Source organism: Rhodanobacter sp. DHB23, from assembly GCF_014842975.1.
Lineage (GTDB): Bacteria > Pseudomonadota > Gammaproteobacteria > Xanthomonadales > Rhodanobacteraceae > Rhodanobacter_A.
In genome coordinates this window covers 122166-143881 of record NZ_JACYXK010000023.1, presented here as the reverse complement: position 1 = coordinate 143881, position 21716 = coordinate 122166, and the positions used below count along the sequence as shown (strand labels likewise).

Annotated in this window: 17 protein-coding genes; 5 read left to right on the top strand and 12 right to left on the bottom strand. The window is 68.2% G+C overall.

Annotated elements, in window-relative coordinates:
- The first annotated feature begins 140 nt into the window (after nucleotides 1-140).
- Both ptsP and IHE47_RS05915 read left to right on the top strand, forming a co-directional pair.
- Entirely contained in the window at nucleotides 141-1868 is a 1728-nt protein-coding gene (ptsP, locus tag IHE47_RS05920) for a phosphoenolpyruvate--protein phosphotransferase (RefSeq protein ID WP_192104949.1), read from the top strand.
- A gap of 216 nt (nucleotides 1869-2084) precedes the next feature.
- Nucleotides 2085-2615 (top strand): hypothetical protein, encoded by a 531-nt coding sequence (locus IHE47_RS05915; RefSeq protein WP_192104948.1) that lies wholly within the window; start codon nucleotides 2085-2087, stop codon nucleotides 2613-2615.
- A gap of 11 nt (nucleotides 2616-2626) precedes the next feature.
- On the opposite strand, the gene IHE47_RS05910 is transcribed toward IHE47_RS05915, so the two are convergent.
- Nucleotides 2627-3514, bottom strand: coding sequence for a LysR family transcriptional regulator (locus tag IHE47_RS05910; protein ID WP_192104947.1), 888 nt, complete (start codon nucleotides 3512-3514; stop codon nucleotides 2627-2629).
- A gap of 234 nt (nucleotides 3515-3748) precedes the next feature.
- Between IHE47_RS05910 and IHE47_RS05905 the strand changes: the two genes are divergently transcribed.
- Nucleotides 3749-4774: a putative sulfate exporter family transporter gene (locus IHE47_RS05905; RefSeq protein WP_192104946.1), complete on the top strand. Its 1026-nt coding sequence runs from the start codon at nucleotides 3749-3751 to the stop codon at nucleotides 4772-4774.
- 2 nt (nucleotides 4775-4776) lie between these two features.
- On the opposite strand, the gene IHE47_RS05900 is transcribed toward IHE47_RS05905, so the two are convergent.
- From IHE47_RS05900 to IHE47_RS05890, 3 genes are all read right to left on the bottom strand, one after another.
- Entirely contained in the window at nucleotides 4777-5181 is a 405-nt protein-coding gene (locus tag IHE47_RS05900; protein WP_192104945.1) for a VOC family protein, read from the bottom strand.
- Between the two features lie 131 nt (nucleotides 5182-5312).
- On the bottom strand, nucleotides 5313-6347 hold the full coding sequence (locus tag IHE47_RS05895) for an alpha/beta hydrolase (protein WP_192104944.1): 1035 nt from the start codon (nucleotides 6345-6347) through the stop codon (nucleotides 5313-5315).
- A 288-nt stretch (nucleotides 6348-6635) separates the two neighbouring features.
- A complete protein-coding gene (locus IHE47_RS05890) occupies nucleotides 6636-7541 on the bottom strand; it encodes a LysR family transcriptional regulator (RefSeq protein WP_192104943.1) in 906 nt (301 codons plus the stop codon).
- A gap of 138 nt (nucleotides 7542-7679) precedes the next feature.
- On the opposite strand from IHE47_RS05890, the gene IHE47_RS05885 reads away from it, so the two are divergent.
- Nucleotides 7680-8543: a pirin family protein gene (locus tag IHE47_RS05885; RefSeq protein ID WP_192104942.1), complete on the top strand. Its 864-nt coding sequence runs from the start codon at nucleotides 7680-7682 to the stop codon at nucleotides 8541-8543.
- 147 nt (nucleotides 8544-8690) lie between these two features.
- Nucleotides 8691-9332, top strand: a complete 642-nt coding sequence (locus tag IHE47_RS05880; RefSeq protein ID WP_192104941.1) for a hydrolase — start codon at nucleotides 8691-8693, stop codon at nucleotides 9330-9332.
- A gap of 94 nt (nucleotides 9333-9426) precedes the next feature.
- Here the strand turns inward: IHE47_RS05880 and tsaB are convergent, their stop codons facing one another.
- From tsaB to IHE47_RS05840, 8 genes are all read right to left on the bottom strand, one after another.
- The gene (gene tsaB, locus IHE47_RS05875) at nucleotides 9427-10125 is read right to left on the bottom strand and encodes a tRNA (adenosine(37)-N6)-threonylcarbamoyltransferase complex dimerization subunit type 1 TsaB (protein WP_192104940.1); all 699 of its coding nucleotides are present in this window, start codon (nucleotides 10123-10125) and stop codon (nucleotides 9427-9429) included.
- Nucleotides 10122-11468: a cell envelope integrity protein CreD gene (gene creD, locus IHE47_RS05870; RefSeq protein WP_192104939.1), complete on the bottom strand. Its 1347-nt coding sequence runs from the start codon at nucleotides 11466-11468 to the stop codon at nucleotides 10122-10124. The genes tsaB and creD overlap by 4 nt, the downstream gene beginning before the upstream one ends.
- Before the next feature lie 94 nt (nucleotides 11469-11562).
- Nucleotides 11563-12699, bottom strand: a complete 1137-nt coding sequence (lldD, locus tag IHE47_RS05865) for an FMN-dependent L-lactate dehydrogenase LldD (RefSeq protein WP_192104938.1) — start codon at nucleotides 12697-12699, stop codon at nucleotides 11563-11565.
- Between the two features lie 307 nt (nucleotides 12700-13006).
- Nucleotides 13007-13423: a DUF4440 domain-containing protein gene (locus IHE47_RS05860; protein ID WP_192104937.1), complete on the bottom strand. Its 417-nt coding sequence runs from the start codon at nucleotides 13421-13423 to the stop codon at nucleotides 13007-13009.
- A gap of 195 nt (nucleotides 13424-13618) precedes the next feature.
- Nucleotides 13619-15547 (bottom strand): ATP-dependent DNA helicase, encoded by a 1929-nt coding sequence (locus IHE47_RS05855; protein ID WP_192104936.1) that lies wholly within the window; start codon nucleotides 15545-15547, stop codon nucleotides 13619-13621.
- A gap of 433 nt (nucleotides 15548-15980) precedes the next feature.
- On the bottom strand, nucleotides 15981-16514 hold the full coding sequence (locus tag IHE47_RS05850; protein WP_192104935.1) for a tetratricopeptide repeat protein: 534 nt from the start codon (nucleotides 16512-16514) through the stop codon (nucleotides 15981-15983).
- Between the two features lie 2 nt (nucleotides 16515-16516).
- Nucleotides 16517-18868, bottom strand: a complete 2352-nt coding sequence (mrcB, locus tag IHE47_RS05845; protein ID WP_192104934.1) for a penicillin-binding protein 1B — start codon at nucleotides 18866-18868, stop codon at nucleotides 16517-16519.
- A 147-nt stretch (nucleotides 18869-19015) separates the two neighbouring features.
- A complete protein-coding gene (locus IHE47_RS05840; protein WP_192104933.1) occupies nucleotides 19016-21640 on the bottom strand; it encodes a glycosyltransferase family 2 protein in 2625 nt (874 codons plus the stop codon).
- Between the last annotated feature and the right edge of the window lie 76 nt (nucleotides 21641-21716).

Genomic DNA, 21716 nt, shown 5'->3' with positions numbered 1-21716 from the left:
GGGATACGGGATTCGGGATTCGGAAAAGCAAAAGCCGCGCATCGGGCGTTGCGGCAAGTCTTGCCGCAACCCGCTTTGCCGAATCCCGAATCCCGTATCCCGAATCCCGGCCTCACGGGCACGCTCCAAGGGGCGTGCCCGTGAGGCACGTCCTGCCCGGCACGCTGGCCTCGCGCGGCATGGCGTTGGGGCGCGCGCGCCTGGTGCGGCCCAGCCGCTACGCCGTGGACAACCGCCCGCTGGCCGAGGACGAAGTCGAGGCCGAGCTGGAACAGCTGCACCGCGCGCTGGACACCGCGCGGCTGGAACTGCGCGAACTGCGCGGCAAGCTGCACGGCGCGCTGGCGCGCGAGGTCAACGAGTTCATCGACGCGCACAGCCTGCTGCTGGACGACGCCGAGCTGCTGCGCGGCCTCGACGACCTGGTGAAGATCGGCCACTACCGCGCCGGCGCCGCGCTGAAGAAACAGCGCGACCGCCTGGCGGCGGTGTTCGAGGCGATGGACGACCCCTACCTGCGCAGCCGCAAGGAGGACATCGACCAGGTGATCGCCCGCGTGGTCTCCGCGCTGCAGCGCCACACCACGCCGGAAGAGCGCAAGATCGCCGCGCGCGTGGGCGAGATCCTGATCGCCGACACCATCGCGCCGGCCGACATGGCCCAGCTCGCCGGCAACGGCCTGCTCGGCGCGGTCACCAGCTCCGGCAGCGCGTATTCGCACAGCGCCATCCTCGCGCGCAGCCTCGGCCTGCCCATGCTGGTGGGCGCGCGCGAGGCGCTGTCGCTGCTGCACGACGACGACCTGATCCTGCTCGACGCCGAGCGCGGCGAAGCCATCGTGCATCCGACCGCGCAGGACCTCGCCCGCTACCGCGCCTGGCAGCGCGAAGCCGCCGCCGAGGGGCGCCGGCTCGCCACGCTCGCCAACGCCGCCACGCGCACCCGCGACGACGTCGCCATCCGCCTGCTGGCGAACGCGGAAACCCCCGCCGACGTGGCGCTGGCGCGCACCCGCGGCGCCGACGGCGTGGGCCTGTACCGCACCGAGTTCCTGTTCCTGCGCCACAAGGGCCTGCCCTCGGAAGACGAGCAGTTCATCGCCTACCGCGACCTGGTGCTGGGCATGGGCGGCCTGCCGGTCACCATCCGCACGCTGGACCTCGGCGCCGACAAGGCCGACGCCGCGGGCCTGGTGATGCGTGGCGAGGACAACCCCGCGCTGGGCGTGCGCGGCGTGCGCCTGTCGCTGCGCTATCCGGCGGTGTTCACCACGCAGATCCGCGCCATCCTGCGCGCCGCCTGCTACGGCCCGGTGCGCGTGCTGGTGCCGATGGTGACCCAGCCCGACGAGCTGATCGCGGTGCGCACGCTGTTCAAGCTGGCGCGGCAGGACCTGAAGCGCGAGAACATCGACCTGCCCGAGAAGCTGCCGCTGGGCGCGATGATCGAGGTGCCCGCCGCCGCGATCAACGTGCGCTCGCTGCTGGAGCACGCCGACTTCCTCGCCATCGGCACCAACGACCTCGCCCAATACGTGCTCGCCGCGGATCGCGGCAACGACGCGCTGGACAACATCTACACCCCGCTGCAGCCGGCCCTGCTACGCCTGCTCTCGCACGTGATCGGCGCGGGGCGCCGCGCGAAGAAGCCGGTGAGCCTGTGCGGCGAGATCGGCGGCGACGTGAACTTCACGGCCATGCTGCTCGCGCTCGGCCTCACCGAGTTCAGCATGCACCCCAGCCAGTTGCTGCTGGTGCGCGACCGCCTCGCCACGCTGGACCACGCCACCCTGCGCAACCACGCCACCCGCCTGCTGCGCGCCACCACCCACGAGCACGTGGCCGAGCTGCTGGCGCAGTTCGGTTAGGTAAAGCCGGCTTCTCCCCTCTCCCGCTTGCGGGAGAGGGGTCGGGGGAGAGGGCACAAGCTTGCCTCACCATCTCGCTCCGCTCATACCCTCTCCCGCCCTTCGGGCACCCTCTCCCGCAAGCGGGAGAGGGGAGAAGCGCGTTGATCCACACCGGATCATCTATGCTTCGATACGAAGCCTACCAAGCGTCAGGCCCAATTTGCCGGGGTCGCCATGAATCGCAACCAGACATCCATGCTTCGCAATTTATTGGCCATAGCCATTTGTGCATTGGTGATTCTCACCACAACATCCGCCAACGCCAAATCCAATGAATCAAAAGATTTAGAAGCCACCATTGCCGCTCTTGCCACAAGTCAAAAATTCCCCCAAATCGGCAATATCCAAGTGTCATTGCATGTTGTATTCAGCGATGAAACAACAACCGGCTCGGGCTTGGCTACTTTTTATAAAGCCGCAGACAATAGATGGGGCATCACCACTATTGTCATGGACAGCCCAAGCAGCTTATCTCATGGAATGAGCATCACATTGAATGGATCATCCTGCGCAACCGCCATTGGAATTGCGAAATTTGCAGGGGTTACCATCAAACATAACTGGGCGCTCGGCGTAGATGGCGGACCTGGCTACCGAGCAATTTCAGCACGCATCAACGATCGCCGCGAACTCAGATTTGGGGCTGCATCCGATCACGATTGCTTAACCAGAATCGACCTGGCGGAATACCCTTCTACACATTAAAGCCTCGCGCATCACCGCCCCAACCCCACCTGCGCGATGAACGCGTCCAGCAACGCACCACGGTATTTTTGCCGGTGGACCAGCATCGACAGCCTGCGGCTCAAGTCCAGGAACGGCGTCTTCAGCGCCTTCAGCCGGCCCGTCGCCAGCGCATCGACCACCGCCACCTGCGGCAGGCAGGCGATGCCCAGGCCGGCGATCACCGCCTGCTTGATCGCTTCGATCTGGTCCAGCTCCAGCACCGTCTCGCCCGGCGGCAATTGCGACAGAACGCGCTCGCTGGTGGCGCGGGTGGCCGAGCCCGGCTCGCGCATCACCCAGCGCGCACCGGCGAAGTCGGCAGGCTTGAGGCCGCGCTTGCGCGCCAGCGGATGATCGGGCGGGGCGCAGACCACCAGCGAATCATCGCGCCACGGCCGCACTTCCAGCTGTGGGTGCGTCACCGGTCCTTCCACGCAGCCGAGGTCGAGGCTGTGCTCCAGCATCGCCGCGGCGATCGCGTCGGTGTTCGCCACGCGCAGGCGGATCGCCACCTGCGGATGCGCGCGCACGAACGCACCCAGCAGCTCGCCCACGCGATAATTGCCCACCGTGTTGCTGGCGCCGATGCGCAGTTCGCCGGAGAGCACGTCGCCATCCTCGCGACCGCGGCGGCCGAACTCGGCGTGGCGCTCCAGCAGTTCCTGCGCCAGCGGCAACAATTCGCGGCCGCGCGGGTTGAGCCGCAGCCGGCCGCGCTCGCGGGCGAACAGCGGCGCGTCGAGCTGCCGCTCCAGCTCGGCCAGCGCCATGCTGGCGGCCGGCTGGGTCAGGTACAGCCGCTCGGCGGCGGCGCGCACGCTGCCCAGCAGCGCGATCTGCACGAACACCTCAAGCTGGCGCGGGCTGATGTTATTCATCATTCGATCTTATACGAATGATCAGATATTCCAAGTTTTACTGATTGCATGAGGGGCGGACAATGCAGCACCAATACCCGGGAGGGTCAGGTTCACCCAAGCCCTCCCGAAGAAGTCGTCATTCCAGCGCAAGCGGGAATCCATCTTGCTCTTGTGAGGCAAAGCGAAGTGGATTCACGCTTACGCGGGAATGACGTCGAGGTGGAACTTTCAGATCTTCCCAAGGCCCGCACCATGAACGCCCCGCTCGCCGCCGCCCTTGCCCGCCCCACCCTGCGCAACCGCGCGCCCGGCCTGCTGCTGGCCATCGTGCTCGCGCTCGCCGCATGGTGGCTGGGCCGGCTGCTGCCGCTGATCGGCGGGCCGGTGATCGGCATCCTGCTCGGCATCGCGGTGCGCAACACCGTCTCGCCGGATGCGCGCTTCACGCCCGGCATCGCCTTCGCCGGCAAGCAAGTGCTGCAGTGGTCGATCATCGCGCTGGGCTTCGGCCTCAGCCTCACCCAGGTGGCGAAGACCGGGCTGGAATCGCTGTCGGTGACCCTGGTGACGCTGACCGTGGCCTTCCTCAGCGCGTGGGCGTTGGGCCGCTGGCTGGGCGTGCACGACAAGCTGAAGATCCTGATCGGCGTGGGTACCGCGATCTGCGGCGGCTCGGCGATCGCCGCGGTGACGCCGATCATCAAGCCCGACGAGCACGACACCGCGTTCGCGATCTCCACCATCTTCCTGTTCAACGTGGTCGCCGTGCTGCTGTTCCCGCTGCTCGGCCACCTGCTGCACCTCAGCGACCTCGGCTTCGGCCTGTGGGCAGGCACCGCGATCAACGACACCTCGTCGGTGGTGGCCGCCGGCTACAGCTTCAGCCACGCGGCGGGCGACTACGCCACCATCGTCAAGCTCACCCGCGCCACGCTGATCATCCCGATCTGCCTGATCCTGGCCTTCGCGGTGGCCGCGCGCGAGAAGAAGAAGGGCGCCACCGACTTCAGCCTGCGCCGCATCTTCCCTTGGTTCATCCTGTGGTTCCTGGTGGCCTCGGCGCTGCGCACCGCCGGCCTCATCCCCGTCGCCATCCAGCCCGCGCTGCACGCCGCCGCCGAGTTCCTGATCATCGTCGCGCTCACCGCGATCGGCCTGTCCGCCAACCTGCGCAAGATGATCGCCAGCGGCCCGCGTCCGATCCTGCTGGGGCTGGGCGTGTGGGCGGCGGTGTCGGTCAGCAGCCTGGCGGTGCAGCTGGTGATCGGGCAGCTTTGACTTCAGCTTGCCGTGTTGATTTCCCAGGGCGTCCCGAAGCGATCCGTCACCACGCCGAAACCGGGCGACCAGAACGTCCCGCCAAAAGGCAGATGCACCTCGCCCTGTTCCGAAAGCGCCTTGAATACGACCCGTGCCTTGTCCAGCGCATCAAACGTCAAGGTGACAAAAAAGCCTTGGGGCCTGACGTAATTTGGCGGAAGCATGTCGACGCCGGTCAGTTCGATGTCGTCCACGACGAGCGTTGCGTGGACGATCCGGCCATGCCATTGCGCATCGACCTGCGAAGACAGTGCCGACTCGCCGTAGGTGAGCATGGTCGTGATCTCGCCGCCAAGGATGCGCTGGTAGGCAGGAAACGCCGCCCGGCATTGACCATCGAACGTCAGGTGTGGACTCGCACGCATGCACGCCGCTCCAAAGATCGAAGATGGAAATCAAAGCAGCATCCGCGCCAGAGCAGCATCGACCAGGATCCTCTGGCTGCAAAACCACCGTTTTCGCCCGTGACCGATGACTCGGCGGCTGTGGTCCCGGGTCATTTGGCCCTACGCATATCCTCCTGCGCAACCGACAACGCCTGCTCGATCGCATCGATCACGACTTGCGGGTGCTCGTACTGGATGTAATGGCCCGAATCCGGCACGATCTCGTTCACGCCACGCGTGGACATCGCGGCCACCTCCAGATGCAGCGACTCCCACAGCAGCGTGCGCTGGTTCCGCTCGTCCTGGGTCTCGTCCTTCGCCTTCGGATAGGGCGAATGGGTCAGCACGATGATCGGCATGTCGCCGTAATGCCTGCGCGTGGCGCGCGCCTGGTCGGCGCTCGCGTAGGCCACGGACTGGCGCTCGGAGGCCGCCGCGGCCTGCCAGCGTGCGGTCGCGGCGTAGCGCGCCTGCGCCGCATTGATGGCCGGACTGAAGCGCGGGTCGGGATCGCCGACGCATTTCTTGTAGGCCGGTGTCTCGGGGACGAGGCCGCGCTTCGCCTCGTCCACGCAACTGCCGTAGTCCTTCAGGAAGGCATCCCATTTGGCTTGCTGGCCCGGTGCGCCGATGGCCCAGCCGCGCACCCATTGGTCCTCGTGCGAGCCTTCGACCGAAACCATGCCGACCACCTCGTCGGGATAGCGGTCGGCATACACGCGGATGTACATGCCTGCCGCCGAGTGGCCGACGAGAACATAAGGCGGGGCGACATGCGCCGCCTTGAGCAAGGCGTGCAGATCCTCGGCGATGTTGGCCGCGGTGCTCGGGCGGCTTGAGCCGTCGCTGAAGCCCAGGCCGGCGCGATCGTAGGAACAGACCTTCGTCCTGGCGGCGATGGCCGGCTGCACCAGTGCCCACGAGATGGTGGAATCGCCCATGCCTGCATCCAGAATGACGGCCGGCGAACCGGAGCCCAGGCAATAGATGTTCATCCTCCGCCCGTGATCCATGTCCACGAGCTGCTGCGGCTTCGTGTACACGGGACTGGTGATCAGCGGCTTGGCGGTTTCCTGTCCCAGGCATTGGCCCGCGTAGGCCACGCCCACGGAAAAGATCGCCGCTGCGGCAATGCGTAGATACATGCTTGTCCCCTGCTCGACTGGCAGCCGTGAAGCGGCCACCCGCTTCCCCTGCACCACTCTATGGCAGGGGCGCGATCACCGTCCATGTGGATTCATTGCAACGTAATCGCCGGCTTCACGGATACATGCGGGCCAGGCTTTCTCCTGCTCCGCCAACGCCGATGCCACCTTGTCGCGCAGATAGATCGGCAAGGCGCATTCCGCCTCCCGCGCACGACTGGGCGGCTCCCAGGTCCTGACCACGCACGCGGACAACGCGGATTCGCGCCCCGGGAAGCGGCGCGCAAGTCAGTCATCCGAGCCTGCCGCGAAGCGCGCGCCCAGGAAATCGATCAGCGCCCGCACCGAAGGCAGCAATCCGCGGCGCGAGGCAAACACCGCATGCACGATTTCGCGCCGCGGCCGCCAGGCGGGAATCACCCGCTGCAGCACGCCGCTGGCCAGTTGCGCGCCGATCATCATGGTCGGCAACTGCACCACGCCCACGCCGGCCATCGCCGCATCGCACAATGCCGGCATGTCGCGGGTGATGAAGCGCGGACGATGGTGGATCGCGGCCTCGGCACCGTCGGGGCCGAACAGGCGCCACACGTGCTCCCCATGCGGCGCGCCGAGGCCCAGGCTGGGAAAGCGCGACAGGTCCGCCGGTCCCTGCACCGCCCCATGCCGCGCCACCAGCGCGGGGCTCGCGACCAGGCACTGGCTGCGCTCGGCCAGCACGCGCATCACCAGTTCGCTGTCCTCCAGCGGCGGCGGGCGCACGCGCAGCGCCACGTCGACGCCCTCGCCCACCACGTCGACGCGGCGGTTGGTCTCTTCCAGGTGCACCTGCACCTGCGGATGCTCGACCATGAAGTCGGCCAACATCCGGCCGACCAGCGCGTCGAGCAAAGCCATCGGACAGGTCATGCGCACGATGCCGCGAGGCTCTGCGCGGGTGACCTCGATGGCCTCCTCCGCGGCATCGGCTTCCACCAGCATGGCCTTGCAATGGGCATGGAAGTCCCGTCCGATCTCGGTCACCGAGAAATGGCGCGTGGAGCGCTGGATCAAGCGCACGCCCAGACGCTCCTCCAGCAGGGCGATGCGGCGGCTGAGCCTGGACTTGGGCATGCCCAGTGCGCGCCCGGCCGGCGCGAAACCGCCGTGCTCGACCACTTGGACGAAGTAGTAGAGGTCATTCAGATCCCGCATGGTGCGCCCTCATCGTTCCACACATGGGACTCTGAGGATAAATCCTGCCGACTACCGGCACCATCGTCCCACGAAGATCATTCCCGTCAACGCCAACGGACAGCATCCCGCGGCCCCCGCGCAACGCTTGGAGTCGACATGAAAAAGATCCTCGGCGTCTACAGCGCCCCCCGCCCGCACTGGGTCGGCGACGGTTTCCCGGTGCGCTCGCTGTTTTCCTACGACAGCCACGGCCGCGAGCTGAGCCCGTTCCTGCTGTTCGACTACGCCGGTCCCCACCGCTTCGACGCCGCCGCGCGTCCGCGCGGCGTGGGCCAGCACCCGCACCGCGGTTTCGAGACCGTCACCATCGTCTACGAGGGCGAGGTGGAACACCGCGATTCCACCGGCGCCGGCGGCAAGATCGGCCCGGGCGACGTGCAGTGGATGACCGCCGCCTCCGGCATCCTGCACGAGGAATTCCACTCGGGCGAATTCACCCGCAACGGCGGCACGCTGGAAATGGTGCAGCTCTGGGTGAACCTGCCGGCCAAGGACAAGCTGGCCGCACCGGGCTACCAGACCCTGCTCGACGCCGACATCCCGTCGGTGGCGCTGCCCGACGGCGCCGGCCAGCTGCGCGTGATCGCCGGCGAATACGCCGGCCATCGCGGCCCGGCCCGCACCTTCACCCCGATGGACGTGTGGGACATCCGCCTCAAGGCAGGCAAGACGGCGGCCTTCAGTCTCCCCGCCGGCCGCACGCTCGCTCTGGTGGTGCTGAAGGGCACCGTGCTGGTGAACGGCAGCGAGGTGGTGCGCGAGGCGCAGATGGCGGTGCTGGAACGCGACGGCAGCGAGATCGCGCTCGAAGCCAACGGCGACGCCACCCTGCTGCTGCTCGACGGCGAGCCGATCGACGAGCCCATCGTCGGCTACGGCCCGTTCGTGATGAACACGCACGAGGAAATCGGCCAGGCCGTGACCGACTTCAACAGCGGCCGCTTCGGCCGCATGCAGTAAACCCAGCGCCGACCCGGATCCGTGCCGGCGCCTTCCTTCCTACATCACGGAAGAACCACGGGCAGACCGCCCCGTACCTGACACACCACCGCTCTATCTTCGACACGCGTGCCGCGTTCCGGCACATCCACGCAACGGAGTACTTCCATGGCAAGCGAACCCATCCGTGATCCCCTGAAGGACGAACTGCTGACCCCGCAGAACTCGGCCCTGATCGTCATCGACTACCAGCCGGTGCAGGTGAACTCGATCGCCTCGATGGACCGGCAACTGCTGGTCAACAACATCGTCGGCACGGCCAAGGCAGCCGTGGTCTACGGCCTGCCGATCGTGCATTCCACGGTCAACGTCAAGACCGGATTGAACAAGCCGCCGATCCCGCAGTTGCGCAAGGTGCTGGACAAAGTCCCCACCTACGACCGCACCTCGATCAACTCGTGGGAGGACGTCGAATTCCGCAAGGCGGTAGAAGCCACCGGCCGCAAGAAACTGATCATGACGGCACTGTGGACCGAGGCCTGCCTCACCTTCCCCGCGCTCGACGCGCTGAAGGCCGGCTACGAGGTCTACGTCGTCGCCGATGCCGTCGGCGGCACCTCGGTCACCGCGCACGAAATGGCGTTGCGGCGCATTGAGCAGGCCGGTGGCAAGATGATCAGCGTGGCGCAGCTGTTCTGCGAACTGCAACGCGACTGGCAACGCCAGGAGACGGTGCCAGCCTTCATCAACCTCTTCATCGAGACCGGCGGTACCGCGGGCATCCAGTTCTCGTACGACCGCACCGAGTAAATGCAGCACACGACGCGTCCCTGCTGATGCCGGGACGCGTCGTGAATCGTCCATCCGTAGGCGCGCGGTGCACGTGGCGCTGCCGGCCCGCGATTTACGCCTTGCCCTGCTCCACCAGCGTCAACGCCACCTTGTCTCGCAGGTACACCGGCAACGCCTGCTCGGGTGGAAGCGCATGCCCTGCCCTGAATTCGCGGGCGGCGAGCTCGGCCACGTGCACGGCCTGCGGGTAACGTGCCCCGTCAGCGAAGCCAGGCGCACGGCCCAGTCGTTCGCCCAACACGGCTTCGTAGGTGGCCCAGCCGCTGCCCACCACTTGCCAGGAGCCGGCTTCGGGCAGCAGCAGGGATTCGGCGGTGCAGACCCGTTCGCTGTCCAGCGCAATGAGGCCGCCTTCGCCGTCGCGGCGGTAGCTGGCGGCATAGATCTCGCCCATGCGGGCGTCGATCACGGCAAGGATGGCGCTGTCGGCTTCGCCATCGTCCGGCGCCTCCAGCGCCAGCGCGGCAAGCGAGGAGACGGTGACCACGGGCAGGTCCAGCGCCAGCGCCATGCCCTGCGCCAGCGACACCGCGAGGCGCACGCCGGTGAAAGCGCCGGGACCGCGGCCGACCGCGATCACGTCCAGAGCGTGGCGCCCCAGGCCCGCCTCGGCCAGCAGCTCGTCGGCCATCGGCAGCACGCGTTCGGCGTGGCGGCGCGGTGCGAGTTCGCTGCGGGCGATCACTTCGTCGCCGTGGATCAGGGCGACGGAGCAGGCTTCGGTGGCGGTTTCGATGGCGAGCAGGTTCATGGCCGGCCCATGATAGCGGCAGGGGCTTCGCCCAGGGCCGGCGTGTATGCGTACCAGTCGATGCGGCGAGTGAGGTACATCAGCAACGCCACCGTGGCGAGCAACACCAGCGCACCGACCAGCAGGGCGTATTGCTCGGCTGCGATCAGGCCGTAGAGCATCGCGTAGATCAGCGCCAGCACGCCGCCCAGCAGGCAGCCGGCGTTGCGCGCGCGCAGCACGGCGACCGCATAGCCGCCCACGATCACCACCACCGCCGCCGCGGCTATCGCATAGGCCGCGCCGAAACCGATTTGCTCGGACAGCGCCAGCAGCACCACGTAGAACGTGGCCAGCGCCATGCCCACCAGCAGGTATTGCACCGGATGCACGCGCAGCCGCTTCAGCACCTCGAACAGGAAGAACACCACGAAGGTCATCGCAATGAACAGCAGGCCGTATTTGCCCGCGCGCACGTTGCGCTGGTAGACGTCCACCGGCTGGTACAGCTGCACGCCGAAGCTGGAGCACGGCAAGGCATTCACCACGCCGTCGTCGCGCTCGTTCCAATGCTGGCCATAGCTGCGATTGAGGTCGAGCAGGTGCCAGTGCGCGCTGAAGCCGTTGGCGCCGATGCTGCGTTCCAGCGGCAGCGCCGCACCGGCAAAGCTGGGGTCGCGCCATGGCGCGCGCATGGTGACGTCGGTGCTGCGCGCCAACGGCAGCAGTTGCAAGGCCTCGGTGCCGGCCAGCTTGAGGGTGATCGCCACAGCGATGGGCTGGCCGCCCAGCGCATCGAGGTCGATCGGCACCACCACGACCGGCCACGGGCCGAAGCGTTCGGCGGATGACTCGAAGCGCACCGGCTTGCCGTTGATGCTCAGCTCGTCCACCTGCTGCAGGCCGCGCAGGTCGGCCACGGGCAGGCGCAATTCGGCCTTGCCGCCTTGCCATGCGGCATCGCTGCCCGCACGGAACTGCGCAAGATCCTCGGCACGGAACGCGGCCTGCAGTTTCGCCGTGGCCACGAACACGGATGCGGCGTAGATGCCGTATTGGCGCGTGGAGGTAGCCAGCGCCACGTCGACATGCAGCGTGTCGGCCAATACCGTTTCGCTGCCTGCGCGCCATTGCGGCGGCTGCCCGTCCGGCGTCACCAGCCGGCGCGTGGGCACCACCAGCATCGGCCCACCCAGCACCTGGTTGCCGCCCCAGCCCTGCGCGATCTGGTTGACCGCCTCCGTGCGCAAGGCCTGCCGCTCGGCGACCAGGCCGCTCACCTGCATCAGCGGCAGCGTCATCAGCAGCGCCAGCACGCCGATGCCCAGCACCTTGGCCGTAGCCGTTTGCATCCACTTGCCCATGTCCCGGCTCCTTCGATTCGGAGCCTGCATCACAGCAATCCACGATGCCCTGGCGCGGGCGCCTGCGGGTGGCGGCCGGGACGTTGTGTGGCTTTTATGCGATGGCGAGGCTGTCGCGCGAGATGCCGGCCAGCGACTTCGCGCCGGTCAGCGTCATCGCCACGCGCATTTCGCTGGCGATCAAATCGAGCAGATGGGCCACGCCCCGCTCGCCGTTTGCGGCCAGCGCATAGACGAAGGCGCGCCCCAGCAGCACGCCGTCGGCGCCCAGCGCCAGCATGCGCACCACGTCGAGGCCGCTGCGCACGCCGGAATCGGCGAGGATCTTCAACTCGCCCTTCACCGCGTCGGCGATCGCCGGCAGCGCACGTGCGGACGACAGCACACCGTCGAGCTGGCGCCCGCCGTGGTTCGACACCACGATGCCGTCCGCGCCGAAGCGCACGGCTTCCTTCGCGTCCTGCGGATCGAGGATGCCCTTGATCAGCATCGCGCCCTTCCAGGATTCGCGTATCCATTCCAGGTCGCGCCAGCCGATCGAGGGGTCGAAATTCTTGCCCAGCCAGCCGATGTAATCCTCCAGCCCGATGCGATGGCCGAGGTAGGCCGACACGTTGCCGAGGTCGTGCGGACGGCCCAGCAGGCCCACGTCCCACGACCAGCGCGGATGGCACACCGCCTGCCACACGCGGCGCAACGCGGCGTGCGGGCCGGACATGCCCGAGTGCGCATCGCGGTAGCGCGCGCCCGGCACCGGCATGTCCACGGTGAACACCAGGGTACGCACGCCGGCGGCCCAGGCGCGGTCCAGCACGTTCTTCATGAAGGCGCGGTCGCGCAGCACGTAAAGCTGGAACCAGATCGGTCGCGACACCTGCGCCTGCACTTCCTCGATCGGGCACACCGACACCGTGGACAGGGTGAACGGCACGCCCTTCGCCGCCGCCGCGCGCGCCGCCTGCACCTCGCCTCGCCGCGCATACATGCCGGTGAGGCCCACCGGCGCCAGCGCCACCGGCAGGCTCAGCTGCTCGCCGAACAGCTCGGTGGAGAGATCGACCTCGCCGACCTCCCCGAGCACGCGCTGGCGCAGCGCGAGGCTGCGCAGGTCTTCCACGTTCCGACGCAGGGTCTGCTCGTCGTAGGCGCCACCGTCGATGTAGTGGAACAGGAACGGCGGCAGCCGACGCTGCGCGGCGACGCGGTAGTCGAGGGCGGAGGAAATGATCATGGCGATGCTAGAGCCTGTTTATGATCTCCGCATGGCCCGCGCCGGGAACTGTTTGCGCGCAGGCCAAGGAAGAACGAGAGAGTGGACGTCCGTCCACGACCGAGTGATGACGCTGGAATGTTGGCAAACAGACCCGGCCCGCACGCGGGGAGAGTCCATGGATGGACTCGGCCTTGAGGAGCGAGGAAGGGTTGCCTTGCATTAGCCGCCATGCGGCAGCGCGCGGCTTGACCTGACGGCCAGTCAGGCGCGGCGCCACGCACTACCACCTGACGGCCAATGCAAGGCAGCGCGGGCCATGTGGAGATCATAAACAGGCTCTTAGCTGCGTGTCCGCCACCATCGTGCCCTGATGGAACACGATCTTCCAGCCGCCTGCATCGCGCCGCCAGATCGTGGCGCGGCGCGTCACGCGCGCGTCCTGGCGCAGGGTGTAGGTGAGCAGGTAGACCGCTTCGGCAAGCTGGCGGCAGTGGAAATCGGAAGTCTCCCACGGGTCGGGCTGCGGATCGCGCCGGCGTTCGTCGAGCACGTCGAGCACATGCTCGCGGCTGTAGCGGTTGCCGGAGGCGCCCACCTCCCAGAAATCCTCCGCCGTCATCGCGAGATGGTCTGTGCGCGTCGTGCCGAATTCCGGGCGATGGAAGATCGGTTCGCGCTGGCGCAGCTCCTCCTGCACGGAGAGCAAGGCGGGATCGGTGCGCAGGTCGGGCTCGTGGTTCATGCGGCGGGTTCCTGGAGTTCGCAATGCACGCTTTGCTCCCCTCTCCCACTTGTGGGAGAGGGGCCGGGGGAGAGGGCGCGTGCTGGCCGGGTTGTCGCCACAAGCAAAAGCCCCTCTCCCCAACTGCTCTTCCTCGCTCCTCAAAGCAGGGCCATCCATGGCCCTTCCCCGCGTCCGCAAGCGGGAGAGGGGCTTTCAAGCGAAGAACGCCTGCACATCGCCAAGATCCCGGGTACGCGGCATCGGTGGCAGGCTGGCGAGGAACAGCTTGCCGTAGTTCTTGCTGGCGATGCGCGGATCGCACAGCACCAGCACGCCGCGGTCGGTGACGCTGCGGATCAGCCGGCCGGCGCCCTGCTTCAGCGCGATGGCCGCGGCGGGCACCTGCCAGCCCATGAAGGGGTTGATGCCCTGCTGCTCCAACGCCTCCAGCCGCGCCACCAGCACCGGATCGTCCGGCGCGGCGAACGGCAGCTTGTCGATCACCACCACGCTGAGCGCGTCGCCGGCCACGTCCACGCCCTCCCAGAAACTCGCCGCGCCGAGCAGCACTCCATGGCCGGAATGGCGGAACTCCTCCAGCAGCTGGTGGCGCGGCGCCGTGCCCTGCACGAACAGCGGCCACGGCACGCGCTCGGCCAGCAGCTCGGCGGCGCGGCGCAAGGCGCGATGCGAGGTGAACAGCAGGAAGGCGCGACCGTTCGATGCATGCAGCACCGGCAGCACGGCGTCGAGCACGCGCTCGGTGTAGTCGCGCGCGGCGGGATCGGGCAGGCCGTCGGGCAGGTAGCACAGCGCCTGTTCCGCATAGTCGAACGGGCTTTCCAGCAGCAGCGCCTGCGGTTCGTCCAGGCCGAGCTGGCGCGCGAAATGCTCGAACCGGCCGGCCACCGACAGCGTGGCCGAGGTGAACACCCAGGCGGCCTCGCTGCGCTCGCGCATCGCACGCAGCGGTGCGGCGAGGTCCAGCGGCGTGGCGTGCAGCGCGAAACCGCGCGGGAAGAGTTCGTACCAGCGCACGTCGCGTTCGGACGTCTGTTCGAGGATGCGATCCAGACGTTCGGCCAGCATCGCCGCACGCTCGTACACATTGGCGAAGCCGCGCGAGCGTTCGGCCTGCGAGGCCAGCAGGTCGGCGAGCGTGGCCAGCAGTTCGCCGGTTTCATGCAGGCCATCGCGCACCTCGCCCGCGGCCTCCAGCGCCGCGAACGTGCCGCGCGGCGGCAGCGGATCCATGGCGAGGCGCAGCTTGCGCAAGGCATCCTGCAAGGCTTCCACCGGCTCCAGCAGCAGGCCGATGGCGCCGGTGACGCCGCTGCATTCGCGCAAGGCGTCCTGCGCGAGGTCGGCGAGCTGGCGCGCGCTCACGCTTTGCGAGAAGAACTGCCCGGCGAGTTCGGGCACCTGGTGCGCCTCGTCGAGGACGAAGGCCGCCGCGCCGGGCAGGATCTCGCCGAAGCCTTCCTGCTTGAGCGCGAGGTCGGCGAACAGCAGGTGGTGGTTCACCACCACGAGGTCGGCTTCCTGCGCCTCGCGGCGCGCCTTGACCACGTGGCAGTCGTCGTAGAACGGGCACTCCACGCCCAGGCAGTTCTCCGGCGTGGAGGTGACGCGCGGCCACAGCGGCGATTCCTCCGGCACCTCGGCCAGTTCCATGCGGTCGCCGCGCCGCGTGCGCGCCGACCATGCGCGTATCGTCGCCAGCTGCGCGGCCTGCGGCTTGTCGAAGCTGGCGCCCTCGCGCACCGTCTGGTCGAGCCGGTACAGACAGAGGTAGTTCGCGCGTCCTTTCAGCAACGCCGTCTTCAGCCGCATGCCAAGCACCGAGACCACTTTCGGCAGGTCGCGGAAATACAGCTGGTCCTGCAGCGCCTTGGTGCCGGTGGAGACGATCACGCGCTCGCCCGAGAGCAGCGCGGGCACGAGGTAGGCGTAGGTCTTGCCGGTGCCGGTGCCGGCCTCGGCGATCAGCGTCTCGCGCCCGGCGATGGCCTGCGCCACCGCCTCGGCCATCGCCTGCTGCGCGGCGCGCGGCGCGAAGTTCGGCAACTCGCGCACGAACGGCCCATCGGCACCCAGCAGCGCGGCAACGCGGTCGGGCCGCGTGTCATCGGAAGCTATCATCGCCGCAGTATCGCCCAGCGCCTGCATGCGGCAAACCGGTTTCGCGCAAGGCATGCGACGGCAGCCCGCGCTCCGGAGCGGCGCAAGTCCTCCGGCAACCCGGCGGCGCGGGGGCACCGCCGGGTTGCCGGAAAGGCGTCCTCCCGACGCAGACCTGCATGCTTGCGGGGCAAGGCATGCATACCACTCCAACCGTCGGGTCGGCGGCGTGTCCCGCGGACGCCCCGTCCTGTTGCGGAGCGCCGCGGACGGCGGCGACGGCCCGGGATACCCTGGCCATCGGCAGCCGCAGCGGCACACTACGACCCGTCTCGGGGAGTTAGACGTTTGAGGGGCGGAAAATTGAAATGCGGCCTTCCCGCGGGCGTGACGGCCGTGGTTCCGGCCTGGAACGGCCTCCCGCAGGCGCGGCGCCATGGCGCCGCGGGACGGGTCAGAACCGGTTGACGCCCTGCACGTGGCACTTCGGCAGCCACTTCTCCGCGGAGTCGAAGCCGGCATCGTCGCCGGCCTGCCGGCGCAGCTGCGCGATGGTTTCCCAGTTGCGCGCGCACAGCGGGCCGAACTTGGGGCCCACCGTCCACGATTGCTGCGCGAGCTTCTGCGCCATCTCGTAGTTGTGCTGGTACACCGCCACTTCAGCGCGGTCCTGCAGCAGGTCGGGCGAGTTCGGGCTTTGCTTGATCGCCTGGTCGAGCGTGGCTGCGGCCGCGTCGTAATGGCCGGCCTGCACGCTGGCTTCGGCGGCCTGCTGCCAGGCGGAGATGCCCGGATCGGCCAGCGGCTGCACCGCGATCACGGACTGTTCGCGCTCGCCCGCGGCACGGATCGCCGCGACCATGGCGGCGGGCTGCATCGCGGGATGCCTGGGCGGCGCTTCGACCGGCGCCTGCGTGGCGCAGGCCGCCAGCAAGGCCGTCGCCGGCAACAGGGACCACGCGCGCAGGATTCGATGGGTGAAGCTCATGCTCAGTTTCCGTTGGAAGGTTGGGCTGCCACGGGCACCGCGGCGGGATTGGCGACGGCGCTGGACGACGCGGCCGCCGGGCCGCCGCCACCGAACAGGCTCTGCCAGAAGCCGCAGCCCTCGACGTCGTCCGGCAGCGAGCCCGCCACCACCGGCACCTGCTTCGCGCCGGTGCACTGCGGCTCGGTGGGCTTGCCGTCGGCGGGATTGATCCACGCCATCTGCAGGCCGTCGCCCGGCGCGCTGGGCAGCGGCCGCGTGGGCAGCCTGGCGAACAGGTTGCGCCACACCGGCAGCGCACCGGTGGCGCCGAACAGGTGGGCCGGCTTGTTGTCGTCGCGGCCCAGCCAGAACACCGCCAGGTGGTCGCCGGTGAAGCCGGCGAACCAGCTGTCGCGCAGGTCGTTGCTGGTACCGGTCTTGCCGGCGGCGTGCAGCGGGGCGAGGCTGGAGTCGCCCAGCGCATGCGCGGTGCCGTACAGCGCCACCTGCTGCATCGCCCAGGTGACCAGGCGCACCGCCGGCTGGTATTCGCCCGCGCCGGTCTTCACCTCGTAGCGCTTGATGGTGTTGCCGTTGCCGTCCACCACGCCGCGCACGGCGAGCAGCGGCAGCGCGTGGCCGTCGGAGGCGATGTACTCGTACATCTGCGCCACCTGCAGCGGCGAGAGGTCCAGCGCGCCGATCAGCAGCGATGGCCCGGAGTTGACGTTGTCGAGGCCGAAGGACTGCAGGAAACCGCGGATGCGCGGCAGGCCCACGGCGAGGCCGAGGCGGATGCTGGCGAGGTTCCACGACTGCTCCAGCGCCTCCACCATCGGCACCATGCCGTGGCTCTGGTTGTCGTCGTTGTGCGGTTCCCACAGCGTGCCGTTCTGCATGCGCATGCTGATCGGGCTGTCGTCCAGCGCGGTGGCGAGGTTCCAGCGCGAGGGATTGGTCAGCGCCACCAGGTAGACGAAGGGCTTGATGGTGGAGCCGATCGGCCGCTGCGAATCCAGCGCGCGGTTGAAGCCCTGGTCGCCGGCGAACTTGCTGCCCACGATGGCCAGCACGCTGCCGTCGTGCGCGTCGGTGACCACGCCGGCCGCCTGCACCGGGTCGGCGCGCTTGCCCAGGCTCTTCATCGTCGCGTCCACGGCCTGCTCGCTGTAGAGCTGCGCGGCCGGGTCCAGCGTGGTGAAGATCGACAGGTTGCCCGCGCGCAGCGTGTCCTCGTCGAAGTCGCTGGTGATCTGCTGGCGCACCAGCTGCATGAAGGCGGGGAAGCGGTTGTGCGGCAGCTGGCCGTTCTGGATCACGTCCAGCGGCGTGGCCTGCGCGGCCTTGGCCTGCTCCGCGCTGAGCAGGCCGGTGTCGGCGAACTCCTGCAGCACCAGGTTGCGCCGCGTCAGCGCGCGGTCCGGGTAGCGGCGCGGGTCGTAGTAGCTCGGGCCCTTCACCAGACCCACCAGCATCGCGACCTCCTGCGGGCGCAGGTCGCGCAGCGGACGGCCGTAGTAGAACTCCGCGGCGGCGGCGAAGCCATGCACCGCCTGGCCGCCCTGCTGGCCGAGGAAGACTTCGTTGACGTAGGCCTCGAGGATGCGGTCCTTGCTGTAGTGCATCTCCAGCAGCATCGACATCAGCGCCTCGTTGATCTTGCGCTTGAAGGTCTGCTCGCGCGAGAGGAACAGGTTGCGCACCAGCTGCTGGGTCAGCGTGGAGGCGCCCTGCACGGTGCGGCCGGCGCGCAGGTTGGCGAAGGTGGCGCGCAGGATCGCGCTGAAGTCGATGCCGATGTTGTGCTTGAAGTCGCGGTCCTCGACCGCCTGCAGGCCGCCCACCAGCAGCGGCGGCAGGTCGGCGAGGTGCACGATGCGCCGGTCCACCTGGTCGGCGCCGTACACCGTGGCGATGCGCGCCGGGTCGAGGTGAGTGAGCTCGATGGGCCTGCCGTTGCCGAGGTCGCGCACCGACGCGATGGCGCCCTTGCCCAGCACCACCTCGATGCGCTTGGGCAGTTCGCCGCCTTCCGGCCCGGCATAGCCGCGCGAGGAAATCGTGTAGCGCGAACCCTTCATCGTCCAACTGCCCGCCACCTGGCCCGCACCGTCCTGGGTGTAGCCGGCGAAGGTGAGCTCGAGCTGCAGCGTCTCCGCCGTCATCGGCTCGCCCACCGCCAGCGGCAGCGGCCGCGCGAACACGCGCGTGGGCACGGCGAACACCAGGTCGTTGAAACGCTCCTGCACGCGCTTGTTCAGCACCAGCGTGTATGGCAGCACGAAACCGACGAACAGGCCGAGGCAGACCCAGAACGGGATGCGCAGCCAGGGCCAGCAGGCCTGGAAGATCAAGCGGAGGCGGGTCAGCAACGCGGGAGATCCAGGGGACGGAAGCCTGGATGATAGGGCCTGCCGCCCGGCGCGGATATGAACGGAGCGGGCGCTTTCCGGGGCAGCGCGGAGATCAAGACCCCCAAAAGCACCGTGCCTGATTTGTTGATATCGCCCATGGCGATATCAACCGGCCTTGTCGCCCGCCTTGTGCGCGATCCACGCGCCGATCACGGCCGATACGTAGGGGATGGCCTGCGCGGCGAGGATGAACATCCACAAGGTGCCTTCGATGTAGCGCGTGCCGTAGCCGTGCGCCATGCCGACGATGCACAGCGTCAGCGCCACCGCCATCAGCAGCTCCTCGCGCACCGGCGCGAAGGCGGCGAAGCTGCTGCCGCCCATGCGCCGGCTCTTGGCGGTCACCACGAACGAGGTCTTCTCGCGGGTGAGGCCGTGCAGGATGCCGCGCGCGATGGCGTGCGAGAGGCTCATGCTGGCCAGCGAGGCCATCAGCGTGTCGTACCAGCCGCAGGGCACGCGGGCACGGTACAGCACGATGCCGAAGATCGCCTTGGCGAAGAAGAAACCGATCACCGGGATCAGGAACAGCTGCATCGGCAGGCTGAAGTACTGCGGGAACGCCACCATGCCCGCGGTCCAGAACAGCGCCATCAGGGTGAAGATCAGGTGCAGCGCGTCGGCGAACCAGCTGAACCAGCCGGTAAGGAAGTGGAAGCGCTGGCCGCCGGAAAGCGGGCCCTTCTGCGTCATCCAGCGCCAGCGGCCCTTGAGGATCTGCATCGCGCCGAAGGCCCAGCGGTAGCGCTGGCTCTTGTACGCCTTGAAATCGGCGGGCGTGAGGCCCTTGCCCATCAGCTCGTCCACGTAGACCAGCTCGTAGCCGGCATGCATCAGGCGCAGGCCGAGCTCGGCGTCCTCGCAGATCGTCCACTCCGACCAGCCGCCGGTGCCCTCCAGCGCGCTGCGCCGGACCATGGTCATGGTGCCGTGCTGGATGATCGCGTTGCGCTCGTTGCGGTGGTGCATGCCGATGCGGAAGAAGCCGTCGAACTCCCACGCGGTCATGCGGCGGAAGCGGTTGTGCTCGAAGTCGCGATGCGCCTGCGGGCACTGCACCACGGCCACCTTGGGGTCGTGGAAGTAGCCGGTGAGCGTGGCCAGCCAGTCGTGGCGCACCACGTAGTCGGCGTCGATCACCGCCACCACGTCGGCCTCGGGCGAGGTTTCCTTCAGGCCGAAGTTCAGCGCGCCGGCCTTGAAGCCCGGCCATGGCTCCAGGTGGAAGAAGCGGAAGCGCTTGCCCAGCTTCTCGCAGTAGTCCCGCACCGGGCCCCACACCGCCGGATCCTTGGTGTTGTTGTCGATCACCAGGACTTCGTAGTTCTCGTAGTCCAGCTCGGCCAGCGAGTCCAGCGTGACGATCACCATGTCCGGCGGCTCGTTGTAGCAGGCCAGGTGGATCGACACGAAGGGCTGCTTCTCCGGCGTGTCCGGCCGCAGCATGCCGGCGTGGCGCACCCAGGCGCGCCGCCACAGCACTTCGGTGAACTCGAAGCCGTTGATGAGCAGGATGGCGAGGATGGCGATCTGCGCGGGGAACAGCAGCACCAGCATCGTCCAGTCCACCCAGCTCAGGTAGAACTGGAACGGCAGCGTGGCCGACCACACGATCAGCCCGCAGGCGAGCTGGATCAGCATGCAGAAGAACAGCCGCCCGGTGAGCTTGAAGCGCGTGTAGCGTCGCGCGAACCACACCATCGGCAGCAGCGCCAGCAGGCTCGCCGCCAGCGCCTTCCACGGCCACGCGGTGTCCTCGGTCACCGGGCCGGTGAACGGGAACTTGGGCTGGCGGTCGGCATTGAACATGCCCCAGTACGCCTCGGTGCGGCCCGAGAGCTGCTCCTTCCACGGCTGGTCGAAGGCCTCCATCACGTAGTAGTCGATGTGGTCGCGCTTGGCCAGGTTGAACCACTGGCGCAGGAAGATCGCCTCGTTCGACACCGAGGGATAGGCGTACTTGACGCGGTCACCGTTGGATGGCCAGCCGATCTCGCCGATCACGATGTGCTTGTCCGGGAACATCTTCTGCAGCGTCTGGTAGCTGCCCAGCGCCGCGGCGAGCGCCGGGAACCGATCCAGCCCCTTGCCGTTGCCGGTCAGCGGGATGCCGTTCCAGTACGGGAACAGGTGCACGGTGATGAAGTCCACGTGCTGCGCCAGCTCGGGATACTTCTCCCAGATGTAGTCCGGCTCGGCGGTGGACACCGGCTGGTGCAGCGCGGCGCGCACGCGATCCAGGTAGGCCATCATCTGTTCGGGCGTGACGTTGTTGCGGAACAGCACCTCGTTGCCCACCAGCACCCGGTTGATGGTGCCGGGATAGCGCCGCGCCTGGGCGATCAGCGCGTCGATCTCGCGGTCGTTGTTGTCCAGCCGCGTGTCGATCCACGCGCCGGCCAGCACCTTCAGCCCCTCGCGCTCCGCCAGGCGTGGAACCTGCGGAGTCTGCAGCATCGAGTAGGTGCGGATGTTGGAGCTGTACTGGCGTATCAGCTTGAGGTCGCCGTCGATCTGCTCGTCGCTGGGGAACCTGCCCTTCAGCGGATCCTGGTAGCGCTGGTACGGCTCCAGCGCGAAGCCGCCGATCGGGCCATGCCAGTCCTCCGGGCCGTGCGGCCGGTTGCCCGCCCACCACAGGCCGATGTTCAGCGCGGCCACGAGCAGGGCCAGCAGCAGGGCGACAAGCAGCGAAGGACGGCGTTGCAGGTTGGAAGGATCGGCGCTCAAGAAAATCCCCGTGGGCGCCGCTCCAGGCGCGGGCCTAACCCGATGAGCTTAACCAAAGCGTGCCGGCGCTCACAAT

Bases quoted from the DNA above. Each gene is read 5' to 3' on its own strand.
- IHE47_RS05850 (WP_192104935.1), bottom strand. From the start codon at position 16,514: ATGAGCTTCACCCATCGAATCCTGCGCGCGTGGTCCCTGTTGCCGGCG.
- IHE47_RS05905 (WP_192104946.1), top strand. From the start codon at position 3,749: ATGAACGCCCCGCTCGCCGCCGCCCTTGCCCGCCCCACCCTGCGCAAC.
- lldD (WP_192104938.1), bottom strand. From the start codon at position 12,699: ATGATCATTTCCTCCGCCCTCGACTACCGCGTCGCCGCGCAGCGTCGG.
- IHE47_RS05890 (WP_192104943.1), bottom strand. From the start codon at position 7,541: ATGCGGGATCTGAATGACCTCTACTACTTCGTCCAAGTGGTCGAGCAC.
- IHE47_RS05915 (WP_192104948.1), top strand. From the start codon at position 2,085: ATGAATCGCAACCAGACATCCATGCTTCGCAATTTATTGGCCATAGCC.
- IHE47_RS05860 (WP_192104937.1), bottom strand. From the start codon at position 13,423: ATGAACCACGAGCCCGACCTGCGCACCGATCCCGCCTTGCTCTCCGTG.
- tsaB (WP_192104940.1), bottom strand. From the start codon at position 10,125: ATGAACCTGCTCGCCATCGAAACCGCCACCGAAGCCTGCTCCGTCGCC.
- IHE47_RS05855 (WP_192104936.1), bottom strand. From the start codon at position 15,547: ATGATAGCTTCCGATGACACGCGGCCCGACCGCGTTGCCGCGCTGCTG.
- IHE47_RS05910 (WP_192104947.1), bottom strand. From the start codon at position 3,514: ATGAATAACATCAGCCCGCGCCAGCTTGAGGTGTTCGTGCAGATCGCG.
- IHE47_RS05885 (WP_192104942.1), top strand. From the start codon at position 7,680: ATGAAAAAGATCCTCGGCGTCTACAGCGCCCCCCGCCCGCACTGGGTC.
- IHE47_RS05895 (WP_192104944.1), bottom strand. From the start codon at position 6,347: ATGTATCTACGCATTGCCGCAGCGGCGATCTTTTCCGTGGGCGTGGCC.
- creD (WP_192104939.1), bottom strand. From the start codon at position 11,468: ATGGGCAAGTGGATGCAAACGGCTACGGCCAAGGTGCTGGGCATCGGC.
- IHE47_RS05880 (WP_192104941.1), top strand. From the start codon at position 8,691: ATGGCAAGCGAACCCATCCGTGATCCCCTGAAGGACGAACTGCTGACC.
- IHE47_RS05900 (WP_192104945.1), bottom strand. From the start codon at position 5,181: ATGCGTGCGAGTCCACACCTGACGTTCGATGGTCAATGCCGGGCGGCG.